Here is an 18,883-nt window from a genome sequence, read left to right as displayed (position 1 = left end):
GAGGTTAAAGTTTGAAACCGATCACGGAAACATCATCGCGGCGGGCTTGACGGCCTTGATGTTGGAAGAGCGTTTGCAAGATCATATCTTTCTGCTCGGACATCGGCAGATGCTGGCTACTCAGCAGCAGTTCCTTGAAACGCTTTTTGCCGTAGGAGCGCTTAGTTTCTTCACCGACTTGGTCAATCAAGCCATCGGAACTCATATAGAAGGTCTTACCCGGCAAGTTGACGATGCGGTTTTCGGCAAATTCCTGGTTCATCGAAATGCCCCGATACCCAGTTCCACTTTTGGTGCCCTTGATGGTACTGACCATTCCGTTTTCGACAATGAAAAGTTCGAAACGTGCGCCGACAAAAATCATTTCATCCAACTCTGAGCCGATAAAGCAAACGCCGAGTTCCATCCCATCATCGGATTCACTGTTTTCCCCGTGCTGACCCAATGTGGTTTGAATCAACTGGTGAATACGCTGGGTCAACACGCCGACGTGTCCATGGGGAACATCGGCAAGGGCATTGTCCAAGGCACCGGAAGCAATCAACGTCATGAAGGCTCCGGGCACCCCATGGCCGGTACAATCGCCCAGCATCACCAAAAGTCCATCTCCCCAAAGGCGACACCAATACATATCGCCCCCCACCACATCACGGGGTTGCCAAATCACAAAATGATCTTGAAAGAGCGTCTCAAACAAACTGTTGTCAGGCAAAACAGACCGCTGGATGTGAGACGCGTAATTGATGCTGGCCGACATTTCATTCAGCACCGCTTGCAATTCACTGCGCGCCGCTTCAGCATCCGCCATCATATTGAGTGTGGCTTTACGCGCTTTATCCAGTTCCTTGAGTTGCTGTTCGATCTTAGCATCGGTTTTTTTGCGATCCGTAATATCGGAATAGGTGCTGACGAACCCGCCACCCGGAATGGGCCCACCCATCACATCTATAAACTGACCGTTGGGGCGTTGACGTTCAAAATGGTGATCAATAAACATGCGCGCTGAATCGAGTTTTTCGTGGAGAATTTCTTCCGGATCGCCAGGGCCAAATTCATCGTGGGTCACATCATATTCAATGAGCGCCTTAAAATCCTGTCCTTCGAACACAAGGTCCTCTGGATAGCCGCGAATGGTCAGGAACTGCTTGTTGAAGGCAACCATTTTGAGGTCGCGGTCAAATGCGGCAATGCCTTGGCCCATGCTGCCCATGACCGCTTGCAGAAGTTGCGTTTTGGAGGTGACTTCTTCGGTGCGTTCGCGAACCCGGTCTTTGATGCTTTCGTTTTGAAACAACAAAAACATGGTGAACAAGGTGATAAAGACGGTTGAGATCGTCCCGCCAATCATAATCGCGTCGGATAAGGCCAAATCAATGCCACCGGCAAAGCCCGCAGCAGCGTCCCAACGAAAATCAAGGACCGTGGATCCGCTGATGGTGCGCAAGGGAACTGTGCGAACGGTTTCGGCAGGGGCATTTTGTCCGCCATAAAGCAAACGCAGGGATTTTTCTCCATCGTTGTTGGCGACTTCTTCGGACAGACGAAGGGTTAAATTCTTGGCCTCTGGTCGCGCAAACAGGCCGTCCAGGGTCGCACTCAAATCAATCGTCGCCACCAACACGCCTTCTTGTGTCTGGCTGTCAGTACGCATGGCTGTAATCAAGAGGATTTCTTGATTGTCCCCCACACCTGTTGAGAGATGAAGCTTGCCCGAATCAGACCAAGCCTGGGCAAGAGATTTGCTCAGTTTGGCATCGGCACCCACGGTGGTTTCTGCCGCTAAGATTCCCAGCGTGCTGGTTGAAAAGGCAATCGTCCAGTCCTTGCCGTCTTCTGTTTTGAGCACATAGGCCATGCTGGAGGGAAAGTTAGAGCTCTGGACCGCTTCTAAGTTATCAACGGTGTCGAGAAATTCATCTTCATCAACCGCGTTGGAGCCGCTGAACAGTGCCGTTGTGCCGTACACGGAAGCGTAGGAAAGGTCGAGCCACAGCAAAAAAGTGGACGTCAATTGTTGGGCGGTGCTGTCGGCGCGAGCTTGCCAAACCCGTTCTGCCTGGTCGCGCAAAGATGAACTGACCCAGGATGTGGCGAAAAATCCAATCGCCAACAGGACAATCAAAACACCCTGACGCACGTGATTCATGCGCATCATCAGCAAGGCAAAGGGGGTAAAGAGGATGACGCCAATGGTGTCCCCACCCCACCACGTGAAAAGCGTTGTTTGAAACAGGGCGTCATGGATCTGACCGCTGGTGAGCAGGGTCAATGCACCGATGCTCGAACTAAGCACACACATCAACGGCGCAATCGCCAAAAAGGCGATGCTGCTTTGAACGGTGCTCAATGGATTGGCTGCATTGCTGAAACGGCGCACCGCCCACGCCCCAACAAAAGACTGGAGGATCGAGCCAAAAGCCATCACCGAGGAGACCAGGGCGAGAACCTCGAACCGAGGCGGGGTGGGCGAGCCTAAAAGGGTCCAGCCATTAATGGCCAGGGCACCCAACCACAACCCTGCCAAGCTTCGTGGTCCCATCATCAGCACCGCCGCCAAGGCAATGCCCGACGGCGGCCAGAGGATGGTTGCATTGGTCCCGGGCAAAGCCATAACGTGGCCCACTTTTCCGGCCGCAATGTAAATCACCGCCAGAAGAAGTGTCTCTATTATCCAACGCAGAGAAGCAGGAAGCCCGTTCATGAGGTCAATTTACCTTAAAGACAACCCGGAACCCTTTTGGGGCCAAGGACGTAGTCAGATCAAAATGAGCAAGGTTTGTGCGGTCAACGACGGCAATCTTTGGCCCCACGTGACGCAGAACCGGCTGTCCTTCCAAAAGCCTAACCGCTTGGTCAACGGCGATGCGGGCCTGAATGGCGGGCAGGTCACTTGGGGCGGCGAGAATTTTACCCCGTTCGATGCCGCGATGAACACCCGGCCCAAAGTAATAGGAAATGATGTCAACGTGATCGTCCAACTTGCGCTTGCGCAATATGGAGATTGCCGTTTCCGCCGTGACGGCGGTTCCGGCGATGTGCGCAACGTCTGGGTTTTGATCCAACACTTTTTCGATCAAAGCCGCTTGAGCGTCTTTGCCCGTATCGCCGAATTCGGTGGCGACGATGGTTAAGGGGCTGCCCTTCAACGCTTCGCGAAAGCCCCCGTCGCCAGCCTCAACCCAGGCCGCACCTTTTGGCCCCGGGAACCACGCCACCTGCGTGCCGCCGCCCTGTTGGGCCTGCTGGTCCACCAAGTATTTCCCCGCCTGAAAGCCCATATCATGAAAAGAGACTAAGGATTTGGCCGACATCGCTTGACCATTCATTCCATTGATGAGGTCAACAACGGGAATGTTTTTGCTGCGCAGTTCCACGACCAAATCAGTCAAACCGTCAGACGAAATGGCCCCAATGATGACGGCCTGCCCCCCTGACCCTACGCATTCACGGATCTGCGCTATCTGCTGATCAAGATTGCCGTAGCCACCCGCCTCGTAGAGATCCATGGCGACGCCCAGCCGCTGTGATTCCGCGGCGACGCCGTAATCTACGGCCAGCCAATAGGCGTCTTTCAAGTGAGGGATGGAAACGCAAATTTTCCATTTCTGACGGGCCTTATCCAAGGCCACATAAGTTTGCTCCGAACGCGTTCCGTTCGCCTCAAAGGGGGGATTGGTAATTTCCACCGGAAAGGGGTGCCACGCATCTGCGGACAGGGCCGGCGAGATCATCCCCTGGACGCACAGCGCAAATGAAGATGCAAACAGAGATGCTGAAATCAGCTTATTGGACAATTTCATATTTTTCCTGTGCCCCCTTTTCTTTGAGTAGAACATTAATTTCTTGCTTCAATTCGATCATGCGCAATTCTCGGTCAACGGCCAATTCGTTAAATTTTTCAACGTCTTCTAAATGTTCGTGCAAGGCCGCCGTGGCTTTTTGCACTTTGGTGATATCGCGAAAAGAAATCACCGCACCGATGATAGAATCATGACGGCGTAATGGGGTGGCGTTGTATTCCACCGGAAAAGATGTGCCATCCTTGCGCCACAAAATTTCATTGTCGATACGCGAGACCTTACCTTTGGTATAGGCCTCCCACATGGGACATTCTTTAACCGGGAAATCCGATCCGTCCGGACGGGTGTGATGAATCAAGGCATGGACCTTTTCGCCGATCAGTTCATGCGGTGCATAACCCAGAGCCTCGGACGCCACCGAATTGACAAAGGTCACTTGGCCTATTTGGTCGACCCCAAAAATACCTTCACCAACCGATTCCAGCAGCATCCGTGAATGCCTTTCGGCCTCATGACGCTCTTCAACTTCGCGCCCCAATTTGCGGTTCCACACCACCACAAAGCCAACAATCACGATGAACCCACCCAACACTGGCAAGGCGTAGATCATCATGGTTTTGAGGTCCAAGCCGAACTCAACCTGCAAAGCCACCCAACTGTTTTTGATCGCGTTCATTTCACTTTCGGTGATGGCATCGAGCGATTTTTGCAAGATGGAGAGCAAAACGGGATTGCCCTTGGGCACGCCCATGGCCAGGTCGTTGTTGTATTCAGTCGGTGCCGTCACCCGCAAATTCACGAGGTTAAGCTTATTCATCGCATAGGTCGCCACCGCAAGATTAGACAACGCCACATCGATCTTGCCCGAAGATAGGTTCCTCAACATGCTTTCAAGATCGGTTTGCGGAACCCGCTTAATTTCTTGGTAGTGTTTTTTCACCATGGTCTCGATGGAATAGCCCGAAACCATGCCGGTCTTGAGACTGCCGATGGCGCCGAGACTGGAAATGAAGGGGGTGTCGTCCCGCGTGAGGATGACAATGGGATACGAGACATAAGGCTTGGTGAAGTCAAGAAACTCTTCGCGTTCCGCCGTCGGCTGCATCATCGGCATAATATCGATTGAGCCACTTTTTGTCCCGGCCAGAACTTGGGCCCAGGTCAAATCCGTTTGTGCAATAAACTCAATTCCGGAAAATTCTGAAATCTTCTTCACGACATCCGCAGAAATACCCTTGTGAATTCCGTCTTCGACAAATTCGAAGGGGGGCCAAGCCATATCAACGCCCAGTTTCAACTTAGGATGCGCCGCGATAAAAGCCTTTTCTTCGTTGCTAAACACAACCCTCTCGTTAACGCTACGGCTTTCGGAACTGCCCAACGGCAACCAGCGATTTCTTATGGTACGCATTTCTTCTGGTGAAACCGCGTCCAAACCCTTTTGCAAAATATTGCGCAAAAGCTTGTTGGATTTTAATGTCGCCATATGCAGTTGGGTTTCGGTGCTGTTTTTCATTTCATGATTGAACGACAGAACAAGATCGGGCACCAGATTGTTGTCGAGAACGTGGGAAATGACGCCGATACTGTCAAAATAGGCATCGATTGTGCCAAGCGAGACCTTCTGAAGCCCCTCCAAAGCATTCGTAACCGTAACCAGTTCGATTTCGGGATAACGCTGACTGAGCAGTTCCGCGGTACCGAAGCCTTTAATAATACCGACCTTATGACCCTTCAGGGCCGCAAAGGAATTTAATTTCTTATGGTCATTGTGAACCACCAGAACGGAAGAATTAACGGCATAGGGTGTGGTGAAATCAAACGTCTTGGCACGCTCTTCTGTCCAATAAAGCGCGGGAAGCACGTCAATATCACCGTTATTAAACTGTTCCAACAACTCGGCCCAAGAATATCCATTCACAAACTTCACATTGATGCCGGTTTTTTGCGCAATCAGATCAACCAGTTCAATGCTTATGCCCTTTGGCATATCGTGTTCCACAAAATCAAACGGCGGCCAATCCATTTCGTTGGCGAAGGTGACGTTTTTATGATCCTTAATCCATTGAATTTCTTCATTCGTTAGATTGGCAAGATTGGTGTCCCCAGCGGCCTTGGGCACCCATTGTTCCCGCAGCGCTGCCCATTCCGACTGCGTGATCGAATTGATGCCCTTTTGCACGATGGACGCGAGCACTGGTTTACTCACCGGAACGCCGAGCGTAACTTCACCTTGGCGATCATCAATTTTAGCTGTGATGGCCAGTTTCAAATCCTTAAGCCGTTGTGGCGAAGCGCTGAGCCAAGCGACGTAAGCATCGCCTTCTCCATTGGCAAGCCTCGTCAGGGCATCGTCTTTCGATAGCATTTCCACGACGATGGCGTCGGGCAACTCAGCTTTTATTTTATCGATGATTGAAGTGTTCTTGGGAACCAATATGGTTTTGCCGTTAAGCCCTTTCCACTCCTTAATAGGGGTGTCCCCGACCCGCATGAGCACACTGGCGGGTTCATAATAATAAGCACTGGAAAACAAGAACGTTTTTTCCCGCTCTTTGGTCCAACTCAGGCCCAAAATGCCATCCACCTCACCCGATGCGGCCTTGGTGTAAGCCTCAGGCCATGCATCAAAGGGTAAGACAATGAGATTGGTGCCCAAATGTTTGTTGATCAAACGCAGCAGATCCGAATGCATGCCATAATGGCGGCCTTCCTCATCCGTGAAATCATACGGGGGCCAGTTATTCATCACCGCGATGCGCGATATGGGGTTTTGACGTAACCATAACTTTTCTTTGTCGTTCAACACGACGCTCTGGGATGTTTCATCTTGAGGAGTGGAGTTCAGTGCATTGCTTGAATCGCCTAACTCAGCCTTATAAAAATGATCAAAATCGTCCGCCAGCCAGCGGCTTTCCGCTGCCTTGAGTTTGGCGCGCGCAATGGCCTTAAATCCGGCATTGATTTTTTCGAGCAGAGCCGTGTTGCCCTTGGCGACACCCACATAAACGAAGTTCGTCAGGATGGTTTCATGTCCACGCTGGAAAACACCGCTCAGCCCAAGACGCGCTAAAGTCGCTTGGTTGGCGACGGTTTCATCAAAAATGGCCCGCACTTCACTGCGCAACAAGGCTGAGACCAATTTGTCATTGCCTGCGAAGGGGACCCGAATGACGTTTGGATATTTGTCTTGAATAAATTGATCGTGAAGTGTGCCCTCAACTACGCCCACTTTTTCCCCAGCCAAATCTTCAAAAGGGATGGGTTGGGTATCACCACTGCGAAAATACAGCGCACTCCGTCCAACATGGATGGGGTCTGAAAACTCAAGGAACGCTTCGCGCTGTTTGGTTTTGTTCAGGCCGGAATGAACATCTGCAGTGCCGTTTTTTACGGCCTCAATGGTCTCGCTCCAGGAACTGGCTTGAAATTCGACCGGAATTCCTGTGGTGACGCTCCACAGCTTCCACATATCCACAAATAGGCCGTAAGCCTGTTTGTCCGGCCCGAGAATGGTGAAGGGGGCATAATTATCGGTTATCGCAATGCGCAGAGGCCGTTGCGGTTCCCCCGCCATGGACATACCATAGAATGGCACAGTCAAGCTCAACAGGAGCAGCCCAAGAAACGATAGCCTATAGAACGACTTAAGCATGATGTCCCCTCACGCGCGGCTTATCGCCTCATATAAAAATGCTAGCATAAGTCCATACTCATAAGTAAGACTTTTATTCCAAAACACGCGCAAATGAGCGACCATTTCATTGCAAAATAATTCAGAGCGTATAACGTGTAAGGTACAATTCATCGGAGCTTTTGGGACGGAGGTGGACCTAATGCTCGCCAAAGATATGTTCGAGTTAAGAGGCCGACTGGAAAATGAGGGCATTATTTTCTGTTACAGCGGCTATGTGACCGAAGAAATTCTGACCGGTATCGGCAACTCCATCCGCAAAAAGCTGGAATTGGACAATACGGACAGAAACATCGGTCGTCGGCTGTTCTCCATTTTTGTCGAGCAAATGCAAAACGTCATTCGCTATTCGGCAGAAGGCTTAAATACTGATGATGACCAAAAGGACGAGTTGCGCTTTGGTCTCTTGCTCGTTGGCGCGGACAACGATGACTTTTATGTCTCTTGTGCGAACAAAATTCGTAAACACGATGTCGTGCGCCTCACCGAGCAATTGGAACATATCAAAGGATTGGATCGCGAAGATCTGATGAAGTTGTATAAAATGACCCTAAAGGGCGAGACGCCCGTGGGCAGCAAAGGTGCAGGCGTGGGCTTTATCGACATTGCTCGTCAAGCGAAGCGTGGTTTCGATTTCCACTTTATGGACCTTGACGACACACACTCCTTTTTCTGCTTGAAGGCTCATGTTTAAGAGAGACACTATGGAAAATATCAATATCGAAGCCACCGAACGTTCCCCGGAAATCCATTTTGATTTTGGTTCAAATACGTTTGCCCTAAAGGGTGAATCGTATCCCGAAGACGTATCCACCTTTTTTGGTCCCGTCATTGGGGCTTTGGAAGAACACTTAAGCGGTCTAAACGGCGCAAGTGTAACCTTTACGTTTGATTTGATTTATTTCAACAGCAGCACCGCCAAGGTTCTGATGGGACTGTTCGACACCTTGGATGAAGCCGCTGAAAACGGAAATGACGTATCCATCATCTGGTCGTATGAAGAAGACGACGACAACATGGAAGAACTGGGTGAGGAATTTGGCGAAGACTTAGAACACGCCAAGTTTGAAATGAAGGCATACGCGAAGAAATGAGTTTTGACCTTTTTAAACGCGAGGAAAAAACCATCGCCGAAGGGCATGCCTTGCTCGAAACAAATGCCTTGCCCAAGGATATGCAAGCCCATTACGAGAAGCTTCTGAAGGCTTATGAAAAGCAGTTCAAGTCCACCAAGAGACTGGTGAGTTTGAGTGACCGCAACGAAGCGGAACTCAACAAATTGGCCTCTGAAATGGACCAGAAAAACCAGATGTTGGAAGGCCTTTCGAAAAAGCTTTCCAAGTATCTTTCGCCACAGATTTACCGCTCTATTTTTGAAGGGGACCGCGAGGTCTCTTTGGAAACGAAGCGCAAAAAGCTGACCGTTTTCTTTTCCGACATCAAGGACTTCACCAGCACCACCGAAAATCTTCAAGCCGAAGATTTGACCTATCTGCTCAACAAATACTTTTCCGAAATGTCGAAAATTGCGCTGGAATATGGCGCTACCATCGACAAGTTCATCGGCGATGCCATTGTCATCTTTTTTGGCGATCCGGAAACATTGGGCGTTAAGCAAGATGCTCAGGCGTGTGTGCGCATGTCCATTGCCATGCAGCGGCGGATGAAGGGATTGCAAGAAATCTGGCGCGACAAGGGCTATGAAAAGCCGTTTGAAATGCGCATCGGCATCAACACCGGGTTTTGCAACGTGGGCAACTTTGGCAGTGATGAACGCATGGACTACACCATTATCGGCGGCGAAGTGAACTTGGCCGCGCGCCTGGAAAGCAAAGCCGATCCCGGCGGCATCTTGATGTCTTATGAAACCTATGCGCTGGTGCGTGAAATTGTCGCCGCCGAAGAGTTGGAACCCACCCGCGTCAAAGGCATTCAACGCGACGTGCGACCTTATCGTGTGATTGGCATCTATGATGATATGGAACCCGGGCGCTTCATCCACAAAGATCAAGACGGGTTGCTGTTGATGATGGACCGGGAAAAACTGACCACCAATCAACAGCGTCACAAAGCCATTGCCGAATTGGAAGCGGCGATCAAGATTTTGAAATCGTAAACCCAATCCATACGCCCCCGCCGGAGACTTCAGATGTCACCAACTTCGTTTTCTTCCCTTTGCGTTTTGATCGTTGATGATGACGTTTTTGCCCGTCATATCCTCACCCGCGTTCTGGAACAGCTTGGCGTTGTGCAAATCCTGGAAGCCGAAGACGGTGAAAAAGCCCTCGCCCTGATGGCCGAGACCGAGCACACCATCGGTTTGATCATCACCGACATTTCCATGCCCGAAATTGATGGGTGGAGCTTTGCCCGGCGGGTTCGCTACGGTGCGGTGGAGCGTTTTAAGGGCTTGCCGATTTTGATGCTGACGGGAAACGACACCGACGCAAATGCGCAAAAGGCGCGCACCCACAAAATCAACGGCTTTGTTGTCAAACCGCCCCAGGCCGAAACCTTGTCGCCCCTGATCAGCAAAGCCCTAAAAGAAACCTCATGACGATTTGTCCGTTGCGGTTTTGAGAGCATGTGTGAGACGCTTTGACAAAGTCTCATGCGAAACCGGTTTGACGATATACCCATCAATGCCGATTTTAAGTGCGGCCTCCACGATTTCCGCATCGGAATGACCTGTCAACACGACCACCGGAATGGTATTGATTGCCGGGTTGGGATCAGCGCGCAACTTCGATGTGAACATCAAGCCGTTCATCACCGGCATATTGAGATCGCAAATGATGACATTGGGCGGAGACGGAATTTTTTTCAGCGTTTCCAGCCCCTCGGCACCGTTGCTGGCCCGATATACCGTGGTCACGCCCAAGTCGTTCAGAAGCCGTTGGATGAGCTTTTGCATAAAAACCTCATCATCGATGAGGAGGACTTTGATGTCTTTCCAAACAATTTCCGCCATATTTTTCTCCCCTTTTGTGGGCCATGAACGCCACCATGAGTGTCAGTTCATCATACCTTTTGGATATAGTCTATGACGTCTTTGAGGTTTGGCGCCAAGTTGGGGTAATGGGCTTCGACTTCTGCCCAGTTTTCGGACTTTCCGGCGCTTTCCAAGGCTAGGGCCACATCGCCCAAGGCCATCGCACCGATGGCGCGGGCGGACGATTTCAGCTTATGGGCGGCATCCTTAATACCTACCGGATCGTGGGCACCATAGGCCGTATCGATCTCGCCCTGGATATCCAACGCGGGTCCGGCAAAATCGCCCAAGATTTCCCAAAAGGTTTCTTCGTCATCGCCAAACATGCCCTTGAGCACCGATGGGTCAACCGGGGTCCCGGTTGGTGATGGTGATGGTGAAATATCTAACACAACATCCTGTAGCGTGTTTTGTTCGGGCGCGGGCAACCAATCCAACAAAGCTGCATGCAGTTTTTTCATTTCCAACGGCTTGGTCAGAACGTCATCCATGCCGACAGCAAGACAATGGTCCGTTTCTTCGCTCATGGCACTGGCCGTAACCGCAATGATGGGTAATGGATCACCGTTGGGTGCCGTAAATTTGCGTTCGCGCAAAAGCCGAGTCAGCTCAAACCCATCCATGTTGGGCATATGACAATCGGTTAAAAATAGCCCGTATGACTTTTTCTCCAGCGCCGCCAAGGCCTGAACACCATCCTCCACGGCTTCGGCAGCATAGCCCAGCGTTTTCAACTGGCGCAAAATGACATCTCTGTTGGTGGGGGCGTCATCGGCCACCAAAATCAGCGAGCCCGCCTGTTCGGCCTCTTCCAAGGTCGGCACCCGCCCGGTCAGTGCCGCGGGCAAATCATCGGCCTGGGTGAGTTCCACATCCGCCCGTCCACACAACCCGGCAATGGCATTAAGGAACCGTGCCCGTATCAATGGGGCGCGGCGCAGAACAACAACCTGTTTGTCGTCTTTGAACGCACCGCCGAGGCTGGGATTGTCGACCAGCAACACTTTGGGGCCCAGGATCGATTTTGCCGCCTCAATGGCGGACTGACCGTTCCAGCCATCTACCAAAACCGTCACGTCACTTGCCCCGGCGGAAGGCGTTTCAATGGGCAAGGGAAATCCCCCCCAATATTCGATGTACGTTTCCAGTGCAGCGCGTTCTGCATCATCGCCCGTCGCCAGCAAAACCCGCAGATTGTTGAGCCCAACCGTAGAGAGCACGTCTTTGGCATTGGTATCGAGGGGAAAGTCGATGCAGGCATGAAAAGTGCTGCCTTCGCTGGGCTGGCTTTCGACGCCAATGTCTCCGCCCATCAAATCGACCAGATTTTTACTGATGGACAATCCCAACCCCGTTCCGCCAAAACGCCGGGTGGTGGAACTATCGGCTTGGGTAAAAGGCTGAAACAGTTTTGCGACGGCCTCCGCGCTCATGCCGATGCCTTGATCCGTAACTTTAAAAATCACTTCCGCCACGCCGGAAGACGTTTTCATGAGGTCTGCACGGATGACGACCTGAGACCCTTCTTCCGAAAACTTGATCGCGTTTCCGCTTAGATTGATGAGAACCTGACGCAAACGGGCAGGGTCGCCCAAAACCGATGTGGGGATGGCGGGATCGACAAAGGCCTGCAGTCGAATATTTTTGCCCTGCGCATTGACCATCACCGTTTCGGCAGATCCTTCAACGACGTCGCGAATGTTAAACGGAATGGTTTCCAGATCCAGTTTTCCAGCCTCGATCTTGGAAAAATCCAAAATGTCGTTGATGATGGTGAGCAATGCAAAGGCTGAATTGCGGATGGTTTGCGCCATGGGCCGCTGTTCTTCATCAAGCGACGTGTAAGCCAGCAAATCGATCATCCCGACAATGCCGTTCATGGGGGTGCGGATTTCATGGCTCATGGTGGCCAGAAACGTGGCCTTGGCTTTGGTTGCGGCTTCGGCTTGCTCACGCGCGGCACGCAATTCTTCGGCTTGCGCTTCGAGGGATTTGTTCAACTGGGTGAGTTCGGCTTCGCTACGGTCACTCAGACGCATCAGGCGCTGGGTTTGCTTAAACAGCTTTTGATAGCCGCGCAGCAAATTGTCATAGGACTGAACCGCCTCATCCGGCCAGTCGCGGCGATCGGCGACGGCCTCTTCCGCCTCCGCCAAAAGGGCATTTTCGGCCTTAAAAAGGGCATCGTCTTTGGACATTGACTGTTCCGTTGCTGGATGGTGAACCAATTTGATTTAGGCGTTTTTAGCGAAGAACATCAAGACAATAGTTTCCCAGAACAAGTCGGTTCATTCCGCGCGAACAATGGTGCTACAGTCAACAATCGCTGACCCTAGATGTGGATTTATAACATGCGGCGCGTCCTGATTGTTGATGACGATGTATTTTACGGCGGCTTGGTGGCCAAGACCTTTGGCTATCGCAAATGGTTGCCGGTGGTCTGCCACAATATGGAAGACGCCTTAAAAGAGCTTGAAGCCCTGCACGTTGATCTCATCGTGACCGATATCTTTATGCCGGGTATTGGTGGTATAGACGGCATTCAGTTTCTCAAAACAAAAGCCCCCGACGTTCCCGTGATTGCCATGTCGGGCGGATGGGATAGCTTGGGGCCAAAGGATGCCATCAAGGCCGCCGTCAAAGTCGGCGCCCGCGCCGGCCTTGCCAAACCCATTAAAGGCGACCAGCTCGATGCCATATTGAAAGACTTAGGGCTCAGCGGGGCTGAAATGGGTGAGCCCGATTGGCCGAAAACCGCCAATCAAACAACCGATTGGGACGAGGTGTTTGACGCGCCCGTCAATGGTCTCATCGCGTGGATTTCCACTGCAGAGTCATTTGATATTTTGAAGATCTCCGCATTCAACATGCTCGATCATCTGCTTACAAACACCCACACGCAAATTGATACCGACAAATACCGCGAACGCCTCAAAGACATTATCGGTCGCGGCACCTCCACCAATGCAAAAGAAACACTTGCGGCAATCGTCTCTCTGCTGAACGAAATCAAAATTCAATTTAAGGCCGATGACGCCCGCTTTAACACGGCGCAAAAGTTGGAGCGATTTGAACAGCGCAAAGCCATGCGCTTGGCCGTGCCGGATGTGAAGCCCAGGACATCAATTTTGCCCTACGCCGTGGCTGGCGGCGGTATCGTTGTGACACTGTTGGTCGGACTCTTTTTTGCCTTTGCCGGTGAGGACAAAATCACGACCGCAGAGCTGAAGGCGGACAAGGCTAAAGTGACGAAGCAACAGGTCACGCGCTCCGAAGCAGCTCGGATGTCTCCGGTCGACCTCAACAAACCGCGTCCCGATGCCAAGACCCCTTCTGCGGCTCCGGCGTCTAAGGCCGACGAATGGAAACCACCCGAGCAAAAATTTACACCGCCCGCAGATGCCGGGCCCGATACGCGACCCACCTTGGCCCTAGCGGCACTGCAATGGTTGCCAACGCCCTATACGCCGGGCCGTCAATCTGTGCGTCTGGTTCCGTTGTTGAGCGTAACGTCCTACGACGACATGGCCACACTTTGTGACCGGGCCCCCACTTTAATGGATATGATCAACACCGCCCTGTCCCGCGTTCCCGATACCGACGATGCTTCTGTACCAACGGAACTCAAAGCCCTTGGAGCCCCCCTGGCACAACACATCAACGCCGTCCTGCAAGGCAATATCGTGACGGCGGTGACCTTAGCCCATGGGCCGGATCTCTTGAAAATTCACTTTATCAATGACCCTTGTCGTCCCCTGACGCCCGCCGAATACCAAACGCTGAACATGAATGCCAAAAAGTGAAAGCTGCCCCCATCACCCAGTTTCATACCAATCTGGTATAAAACTGGGTGATGGGGGCAGAAACATGTTTGTAAAACCGCAATTTTCTTAGTCATAAGTGGCGAAAAAGGTAGGAATACGTCCCCTTGGTAAGGGTGAGGTCGACAGTTCGATTCTGTCCGGCGGCACCATTTTTCCCCCAAATAAAAATAAGGCACCAGCACGCCATAGCCAAAAGTTAATTTGGTAACAAAAGGCTGAGCTTGGCATGGACATGCCGGTAAAGGTGGGCGAAAGGCGGGGATATTGGGTAGCTTTTGCTCTTAAAATCATATCGTTAACAGCCCTATTCAGTCTTCGGTCACCAATTGTCCGTCCCTGACATGAAAAATGCGATCAAACTGGTCGTAGATTTTTTCGTCATGGGTCACCGCCAAAACCGCAGCATCCTGTTCGACGGCCAATTTGCGCAGCAGTTTCATAACGATGAGGGCGCGTTCGGAATCCAACGCCGCGGTGGGTTCATCGGCGAGAATGATGCGTGGGTTGTTCGCCAATGCGCGGGCGATGGCGACACGTTGCGCCTCACCACCCGATAAATGCGCGGGATAGGCGTCACGGCGATGGCCCACTTCCAAGTATTCCAAAAGTTCTTGAGCGCGTTGCTTTGCCCGATCGGCGGGAACCCCCGCAAGGTCGAGTACAACGGACACATTTTCCATAGAATTAAGGAACGGCAACAAATTATGAAATTGGAAAATAAAGCCAACCTTGTCCAGACGTAAACGGCGTAAATCCGATTTCATCCAGGCATTGTCGTAGATCACGTCGCCATCAAGTTTTGCCCATCCGGAACTGGCCTCGACGATGCAGCCGATGATGTTGAGCAACGTCGTTTTTCCCGAGCCACTCGGTCCAAGCAGGCCGATCACTTGCCCGGGATACACCTCAAGACTAACATCCCGCAGGGCATCGACACGGGTCTCACCTTCGCCATAATGCTTGGAGATATGTTTCAATTCTATCAGCGGTGATTGTGGCGTTGTCGTCATCGCTCAGCCCCCCATTGCCGATGCGGGATCGATCTTCAGCGCCAGACGCACACCCAAGGCGCTGGATAATAGACAAACGATCAAGATAACGCCGGCCAACGCCAAACCGTCTTCGGGTTGAAGTACGACGCGGCGGGGGAAGTAATCCTTTATGTTGACGATCAACAAGGCACCAAAGCCAAAGCCGATCACGCCCATGGCGACGGATTGCTGGATCACCATGCCAATGATGGTGCGGTCCGGCGCGCCAATCAGCTTAAGGGTGGCGATTTCGCGGATTTTGTCCATGGTCATGGTGTAAACGATCAGCGCAATAATCACCGCCGACACGACCAAAAGAATGGCGGTAAAAAGCCCAATTTGCTTTCGCGCCCGATCCACCACGGATTGCGTTAGTAACGTTTCCTGCTCCACCTGAGACATGGCCGCAAGGTGTTTCCAACGCTTGATATCTTGGACGACGGTTTCCGGTGCAATGTTCGCAGAAACCTGTGCGACCACGGCGTTGACCGTATCGGCACTTCCAGGCCGCGCCCCCCGCGCACGCTCCTTACGCACAGCGGATGGTGACAGTTCGAACTGAAGCTGCTGTGAGTCGCGCAGGGTCATGTAAAGCAAGGGATCGCCACCTGAAGCCACCATGCCTTCCGTCAGGCCGACAATTTTGAACGCCGTACGCCCGAGCTGCAGAGTTTCGCCGGTCTTTACGCCGAGCCCCAGGTCCGCCACGGCTTCATAACGGTCGCGGCCGATGTTGCGTCCCTCAACGATGTTGATGGGGCCGCCAGGATGGCCCAATTCATAGCCAACGACATAAAGACGCAGTTCTTGACCATGACGCTGCGTTTGCACCGACTGAAAATTCATTGCCCCCGCCGCCGTGACACCGGCGATGCGGGCAATGTCTTCACGCGTATTCCCGGGAATGCGGGAGGCTTCGGCGAAAGGGCCAAGGGTGCCGGTTTCAACAACCCAGATGTCTGCGTTCGGCGCCCGCACCAAGGTCAACGCATCATCGACCAAACCACGATAAATGCCGATCATCGACAACACCACGCCCAGCAAAAGGCTGAGACCAAAACAGGTCAGCAGGAAGCGTCCCAAGTTATGCTTGATATCCCGGTAGGCCAGATTCATCGCTCGGTCACCTCGTTCACAGTGACCGCACGTGTCTCCTTAAGCCCCTTAACGCGTTTGATTACGACTTCATCCCCTGTTTCCAAGCCGGAAATAATTTCCAGGCGGGCGTCCAGAGTTTGATAGCCAAATCCAACCGTTCGACGCTTCAATTCACCGTCCTGGACCACCCACACGACGCCCCGCTGCCGCTGGGCATCCAGGCCGTCAACGGCGATTTCCGGAACCAGCACAGCCGTTTCCAAAGTATCAACGGTAATCGTCATTTCGGCCTGTTCCCCCAAATGAAATTGGTCGGGGCATTCGTCGCATACAGCATAGACGCGACGCTCTTCATTGGCGCGATCGCTTTCGATGTCGATGCGCGCCACGTGTCCGGCAAAGTAGCGATCCGGGCGCGAGCGCAAATGGATTTCGACTTGCTGGCCGATTTCAATGTGTCCGGCGCGACCTTCGTCGATGTAGCCGAGCACCCAAACGGTGTCGGCCTTAACAAGCTTGAACAGCGGCACGCCCATATTGAGAACTGTGCCGAGTTCGTTGGTCCGCGAGACGACCAGAGCATCGTAAGGGGCGCTCAAGGTGAAGTTGTCCAGCAACACACTTTGGTAGTCATGCTCTGCTTGTGCGTTCTCCACGCTGGCCTTGGCGATTGAAATATTGCTTTCCGCGATCAACAGATCTGCGCGCGCGGATTGAGCCTCCGTCAGCGCGTTGTCGGCTTCCTCTTTGGTGGTCGCCCCGCTTCTGAGCAAGGTCTGGCGACGGGTGTTGATGGATTCCTTGAGCTTGAGGACCGTCTTCGCCTTAACCAATCCGGCCTCCGCACTTTCCAGCATCGCACGAGCATTGGTGACGCCAGCTGCGGCTTTGACCAAGCGAGCCTGTTGCTCGCGATCATCAAGGCGAGCCAAGACGGTTCCCTCGCGCACCCTTTGACCTTGATCAGCTAACAGCTCGACAAGCGTGCCGTTCGTCTGAAACCCGACGTCAGACAGGATACGGGCCTCGACCGTTCCCAGACCGAAGACCTGTACGGGAACGTTTTGTTCCGTCTGCGCCACCTCCACCTTTAGCGGCACAATTTTGATCACGCCGATCACAATGGCGGCGAGTCCAACCACAATGCCAAGTCCGAGTATCCAACGCCTTTTCTGTGTCATCGTTTTGTTCCGTTTTGTTGCGTGGCGCCCGGTGCTGCAAAACCTTCCAGTTGAAGCGCAAGCAGACGGGCTCCCGTGGTCGGCAAATCAATCGTTCGACCACTGAGCGACCACCGCATGGCAAGCGACTGGATCATGCCAATCAACAGAAATGCAGCGTCTTCAGAAGGAAGGTCTTGCTTGAACTGTCCCTCTTCGATCGCGGCCTCGATTATTTTCGTCAACCGCGTGTGAAAATGGTTCATGATTTTGTAAAATGCTTGCCGCAGAATTTTGTTCTCGATGTGCAATTCACGAGAAAAGATAATTCCCGGAAGGGCCGGTGTTTTTTGAATAAGATCGAGTTGGGCCATGACCACGGCTTGAAGCTGGTCTACAGGTGAAGTCTTTGCGTCTTGCGCCTTGCCCCAGGCCTTGCTCATTTGCCCACTCAGATGAACCGCGACGGCCTGCCAAATGTATTCCTTTTTAGAAAAATGCCTGAAAATACCGGGCTGCGTCAGGCCGACCGCCTTGGCAATCATGTCCGTCGTCAGGCGGTCCGGCCCCACTTCATCGGCCAGCCGAATGGCCGTTTCAACAATTTGGTCTTTGCGCTCTTCTGCGGTCTTTCTCGCGCCCATATGAACCCCCTTTTTGATTTAACGCGGTTGTTTTAGGCTGGTGGAAGTCTTGAGGACTATGGCAATGACTATCCATAAAGTGCAACGCACCGTCATCGCCACCACCGTACGCGCCTCGAACGCACCGCCACTGATGACGTAGACGCCGAAGGCGGCAAACACGGCCAAACTCAGGACCGCAATCGCGGTCGACACCGGAACCGTCCACGGCCGCAATCTAAAGAGGCCATACGCCGCAATCAAATACGCAAAACCGGCCATAAAATTAAACCACAGCACAAATGGCACGTAGTTGCCCGCCGCGGCCCGTGCAGCTCCATCAACAAAAAGAACCGCCCCGCCGGAATAAATCGTCATGGCACCAAAAGCGCCGGAAACTATCACAAGACCCGTCATCCAGTGCGGGCGCTTAACGGAATGCATGACATATCTCCATCATCAATATCTGATTCATCACGGCTCAAAACAGGCTGCCTGACTTAAGCGCCTCCAGGCCCAAAAGGGTATCCACAAAACATGGTCACGCCCATTTAGTTAGTTACCTATAACTAACATATAAATATCGATCCCTTCTGTAAAGCCCCCAATTTGCCCCATAGGTTAGCGCTTCACATAAATCCGAAACGCTCAATCCGTGTGG

Annotated in this window: 15 protein-coding genes; 5 read left to right on the top strand and 10 right to left on the bottom strand. The window is 52.4% G+C overall.

The window, feature by feature from the left end; genetic code table 11:
- Positions 1-4: 4 nt before the first annotated feature.
- The 3 genes from BEN30_RS08985 to BEN30_RS08975 are packed head-to-tail and all read right to left on the bottom strand — an operon-like array spanning position 5 to position 7,377.
- The gene (locus BEN30_RS08985) at positions 5-2,701 is read right to left on the bottom strand and encodes a PAS-domain containing protein (protein ID WP_084005298.1); all 2,697 of its coding nucleotides are present in this window, start codon (positions 2,699-2,701) and stop codon (positions 5-7) included.
- Between the two features lie 4 nt (positions 2,702-2,705).
- Entirely contained in the window at positions 2,706-3,800 is a 1,095-nt protein-coding gene (gene torT, locus BEN30_RS08980; RefSeq protein WP_069958007.1) for a TMAO reductase system periplasmic protein TorT, read from the bottom strand.
- Positions 3,784-7,377 carry a transporter substrate-binding domain-containing protein gene (locus BEN30_RS08975; protein WP_170827002.1) on the bottom strand — a complete coding sequence of 1,198 codons (3,594 nt, stop codon included), beginning with the start codon at positions 7,375-7,377 and terminating at the stop codon, positions 3,784-3,786. The genes torT and BEN30_RS08975 overlap by 17 nt, the downstream gene beginning before the upstream one ends.
- A 259-nt stretch (positions 7,378-7,636) precedes the next feature.
- On the opposite strand from BEN30_RS08975, the gene BEN30_RS08970 reads away from it, so the two are divergent.
- Genes BEN30_RS08970 through BEN30_RS08955 form a run of 4 tightly spaced genes read left to right on the top strand, consistent with a single transcriptional unit; the run spans position 7,637 to position 10,051 of the window.
- Complete coding sequence (locus tag BEN30_RS08970; protein WP_069958005.1) at positions 7,637-8,188, top strand: SiaB family protein kinase; 552 nt, start codon at positions 7,637-7,639, stop codon at positions 8,186-8,188.
- Positions 8,189-8,198: 10 nt separating this feature from the next.
- Positions 8,199-8,588 (top strand): DUF1987 domain-containing protein, encoded by a 390-nt coding sequence (locus tag BEN30_RS08965; RefSeq protein ID WP_069958004.1) that lies wholly within the window; start codon positions 8,199-8,201, stop codon positions 8,586-8,588.
- Entirely contained in the window at positions 8,585-9,610 is a 1,026-nt protein-coding gene (locus tag BEN30_RS08960; protein ID WP_069958003.1) for an adenylate/guanylate cyclase domain-containing protein, read from the top strand. Before BEN30_RS08965 ends, BEN30_RS08960 begins: the two co-directional genes overlap by 4 nt.
- Before the next feature lie 33 nt (positions 9,611-9,643).
- The gene (locus BEN30_RS08955; protein ID WP_069958002.1) at positions 9,644-10,051 is read left to right on the top strand and encodes a response regulator; all 408 of its coding nucleotides are present in this window, start codon (positions 9,644-9,646) and stop codon (positions 10,049-10,051) included.
- Here BEN30_RS08955 and BEN30_RS08950 read toward each other — a convergent pair.
- Both BEN30_RS08950 and BEN30_RS08945 read right to left on the bottom strand, forming a co-directional pair.
- Positions 10,046-10,465, bottom strand: coding sequence for a response regulator (locus tag BEN30_RS08950; protein WP_069958001.1), 420 nt, complete (start codon positions 10,463-10,465; stop codon positions 10,046-10,048). The two genes, BEN30_RS08955 and BEN30_RS08950, sit on opposite strands and share 6 nt — an antisense overlap.
- 50 nt (positions 10,466-10,515) lie before the next feature.
- The gene (locus tag BEN30_RS08945; protein ID WP_069958000.1) at positions 10,516-12,684 is read right to left on the bottom strand and encodes a hybrid sensor histidine kinase/response regulator; all 2,169 of its coding nucleotides are present in this window, start codon (positions 12,682-12,684) and stop codon (positions 10,516-10,518) included.
- A gap of 153 nt (positions 12,685-12,837) precedes the next feature.
- Between BEN30_RS08945 and BEN30_RS08940 the strand changes: the two genes are divergently transcribed.
- Positions 12,838-14,289: a response regulator gene (locus BEN30_RS08940; RefSeq protein ID WP_069957999.1), complete on the top strand. Its 1,452-nt coding sequence runs from the start codon at positions 12,838-12,840 to the stop codon at positions 14,287-14,289.
- Positions 14,290-14,618: 329 nt separating this feature from the next.
- Here the strand turns inward: BEN30_RS08940 and BEN30_RS08935 are convergent, their stop codons facing one another.
- From BEN30_RS08935 to BEN30_RS08915, 5 genes are read right to left on the bottom strand one after another with little or no spacing between them, the layout of a single operon-like run.
- A complete protein-coding gene (locus BEN30_RS08935) occupies positions 14,619-15,320 on the bottom strand; it encodes an ABC transporter ATP-binding protein (protein WP_069957998.1) in 702 nt (233 codons plus the stop codon).
- A 3-nt stretch (positions 15,321-15,323) separates the two neighbouring features.
- Positions 15,324-16,457: an ABC transporter permease gene (locus BEN30_RS08930; RefSeq protein WP_069957997.1), complete on the bottom strand. Its 1,134-nt coding sequence runs from the start codon at positions 16,455-16,457 to the stop codon at positions 15,324-15,326.
- Entirely contained in the window at positions 16,454-17,620 is a 1,167-nt protein-coding gene (locus BEN30_RS08925; RefSeq protein WP_069957996.1) for an efflux RND transporter periplasmic adaptor subunit, read from the bottom strand. Before BEN30_RS08925 ends, BEN30_RS08930 begins: the two co-directional genes overlap by 4 nt.
- Complete coding sequence (locus BEN30_RS08920; RefSeq protein ID WP_069957995.1) at positions 17,617-18,243, bottom strand: TetR/AcrR family transcriptional regulator; 627 nt, start codon at positions 18,241-18,243, stop codon at positions 17,617-17,619. The genes BEN30_RS08925 and BEN30_RS08920 overlap by 4 nt, the downstream gene beginning before the upstream one ends.
- Before the next feature lie 18 nt (positions 18,244-18,261).
- Positions 18,262-18,666 carry a hypothetical protein gene (locus BEN30_RS08915; RefSeq protein WP_069957994.1) on the bottom strand — a complete coding sequence of 135 codons (405 nt, stop codon included), beginning with the start codon at positions 18,664-18,666 and terminating at the stop codon, positions 18,262-18,264.
- Positions 18,667-18,883 lie beyond the last annotated feature (217 nt).

The sequence above is a fragment of the Magnetovibrio blakemorei genome, from assembly GCF_001746755.1.
Lineage (GTDB): Bacteria > Pseudomonadota > Alphaproteobacteria > Rhodospirillales > Magnetovibrionaceae > Magnetovibrio > Magnetovibrio blakemorei.
This window is presented reverse-complemented; position numbering and strand designations above follow the sequence as displayed.

What these genes read in the sequence shown, in the direction of transcription:
- BEN30_RS08985 (WP_084005298.1), bottom strand. Translation starts at nt 2,701, where the DNA reads ATGAACGGGCTTCCTGCTTCTCTGCGTTGGATAATAGAGACACTTCTT.
- torT (WP_069958007.1), bottom strand. Translation starts at nt 3,800, where the DNA reads ATGAAATTGTCCAATAAGCTGATTTCAGCATCTCTGTTTGCATCTTCA.
- BEN30_RS08975 (WP_170827002.1), bottom strand. Translation starts at nt 7,377, where the DNA reads ATGGCGGGGGAACCGCAACGGCCTCTGCGCATTGCGATAACCGATAAT.
- BEN30_RS08970 (WP_069958005.1), top strand. Translation starts at nt 7,637, where the DNA reads ATGCTCGCCAAAGATATGTTCGAGTTAAGAGGCCGACTGGAAAATGAG.
- BEN30_RS08965 (WP_069958004.1), top strand. Translation starts at nt 8,199, where the DNA reads ATGGAAAATATCAATATCGAAGCCACCGAACGTTCCCCGGAAATCCAT.
- BEN30_RS08960 (WP_069958003.1), top strand. Translation starts at nt 8,585, where the DNA reads ATGAGTTTTGACCTTTTTAAACGCGAGGAAAAAACCATCGCCGAAGGG.
- BEN30_RS08955 (WP_069958002.1), top strand. Translation starts at nt 9,644, where the DNA reads ATGTCACCAACTTCGTTTTCTTCCCTTTGCGTTTTGATCGTTGATGAT.
- BEN30_RS08950 (WP_069958001.1), bottom strand. Translation starts at nt 10,465, where the DNA reads ATGGCGGAAATTGTTTGGAAAGACATCAAAGTCCTCCTCATCGATGAT.
- BEN30_RS08945 (WP_069958000.1), bottom strand. Translation starts at nt 12,684, where the DNA reads ATGTCCAAAGACGATGCCCTTTTTAAGGCCGAAAATGCCCTTTTGGCG.
- BEN30_RS08940 (WP_069957999.1), top strand. Translation starts at nt 12,838, where the DNA reads ATGCGGCGCGTCCTGATTGTTGATGACGATGTATTTTACGGCGGCTTG.
- BEN30_RS08935 (WP_069957998.1), bottom strand. Translation starts at nt 15,320, where the DNA reads ATGACGACAACGCCACAATCACCGCTGATAGAATTGAAACATATCTCC.
- BEN30_RS08930 (WP_069957997.1), bottom strand. Translation starts at nt 16,457, where the DNA reads ATGAATCTGGCCTACCGGGATATCAAGCATAACTTGGGACGCTTCCTG.
- BEN30_RS08925 (WP_069957996.1), bottom strand. Translation starts at nt 17,620, where the DNA reads ATGACACAGAAAAGGCGTTGGATACTCGGACTTGGCATTGTGGTTGGA.
- BEN30_RS08920 (WP_069957995.1), bottom strand. Translation starts at nt 18,243, where the DNA reads ATGGGCGCGAGAAAGACCGCAGAAGAGCGCAAAGACCAAATTGTTGAA.
- BEN30_RS08915 (WP_069957994.1), bottom strand. Translation starts at nt 18,666, where the DNA reads ATGCATTCCGTTAAGCGCCCGCACTGGATGACGGGTCTTGTGATAGTT.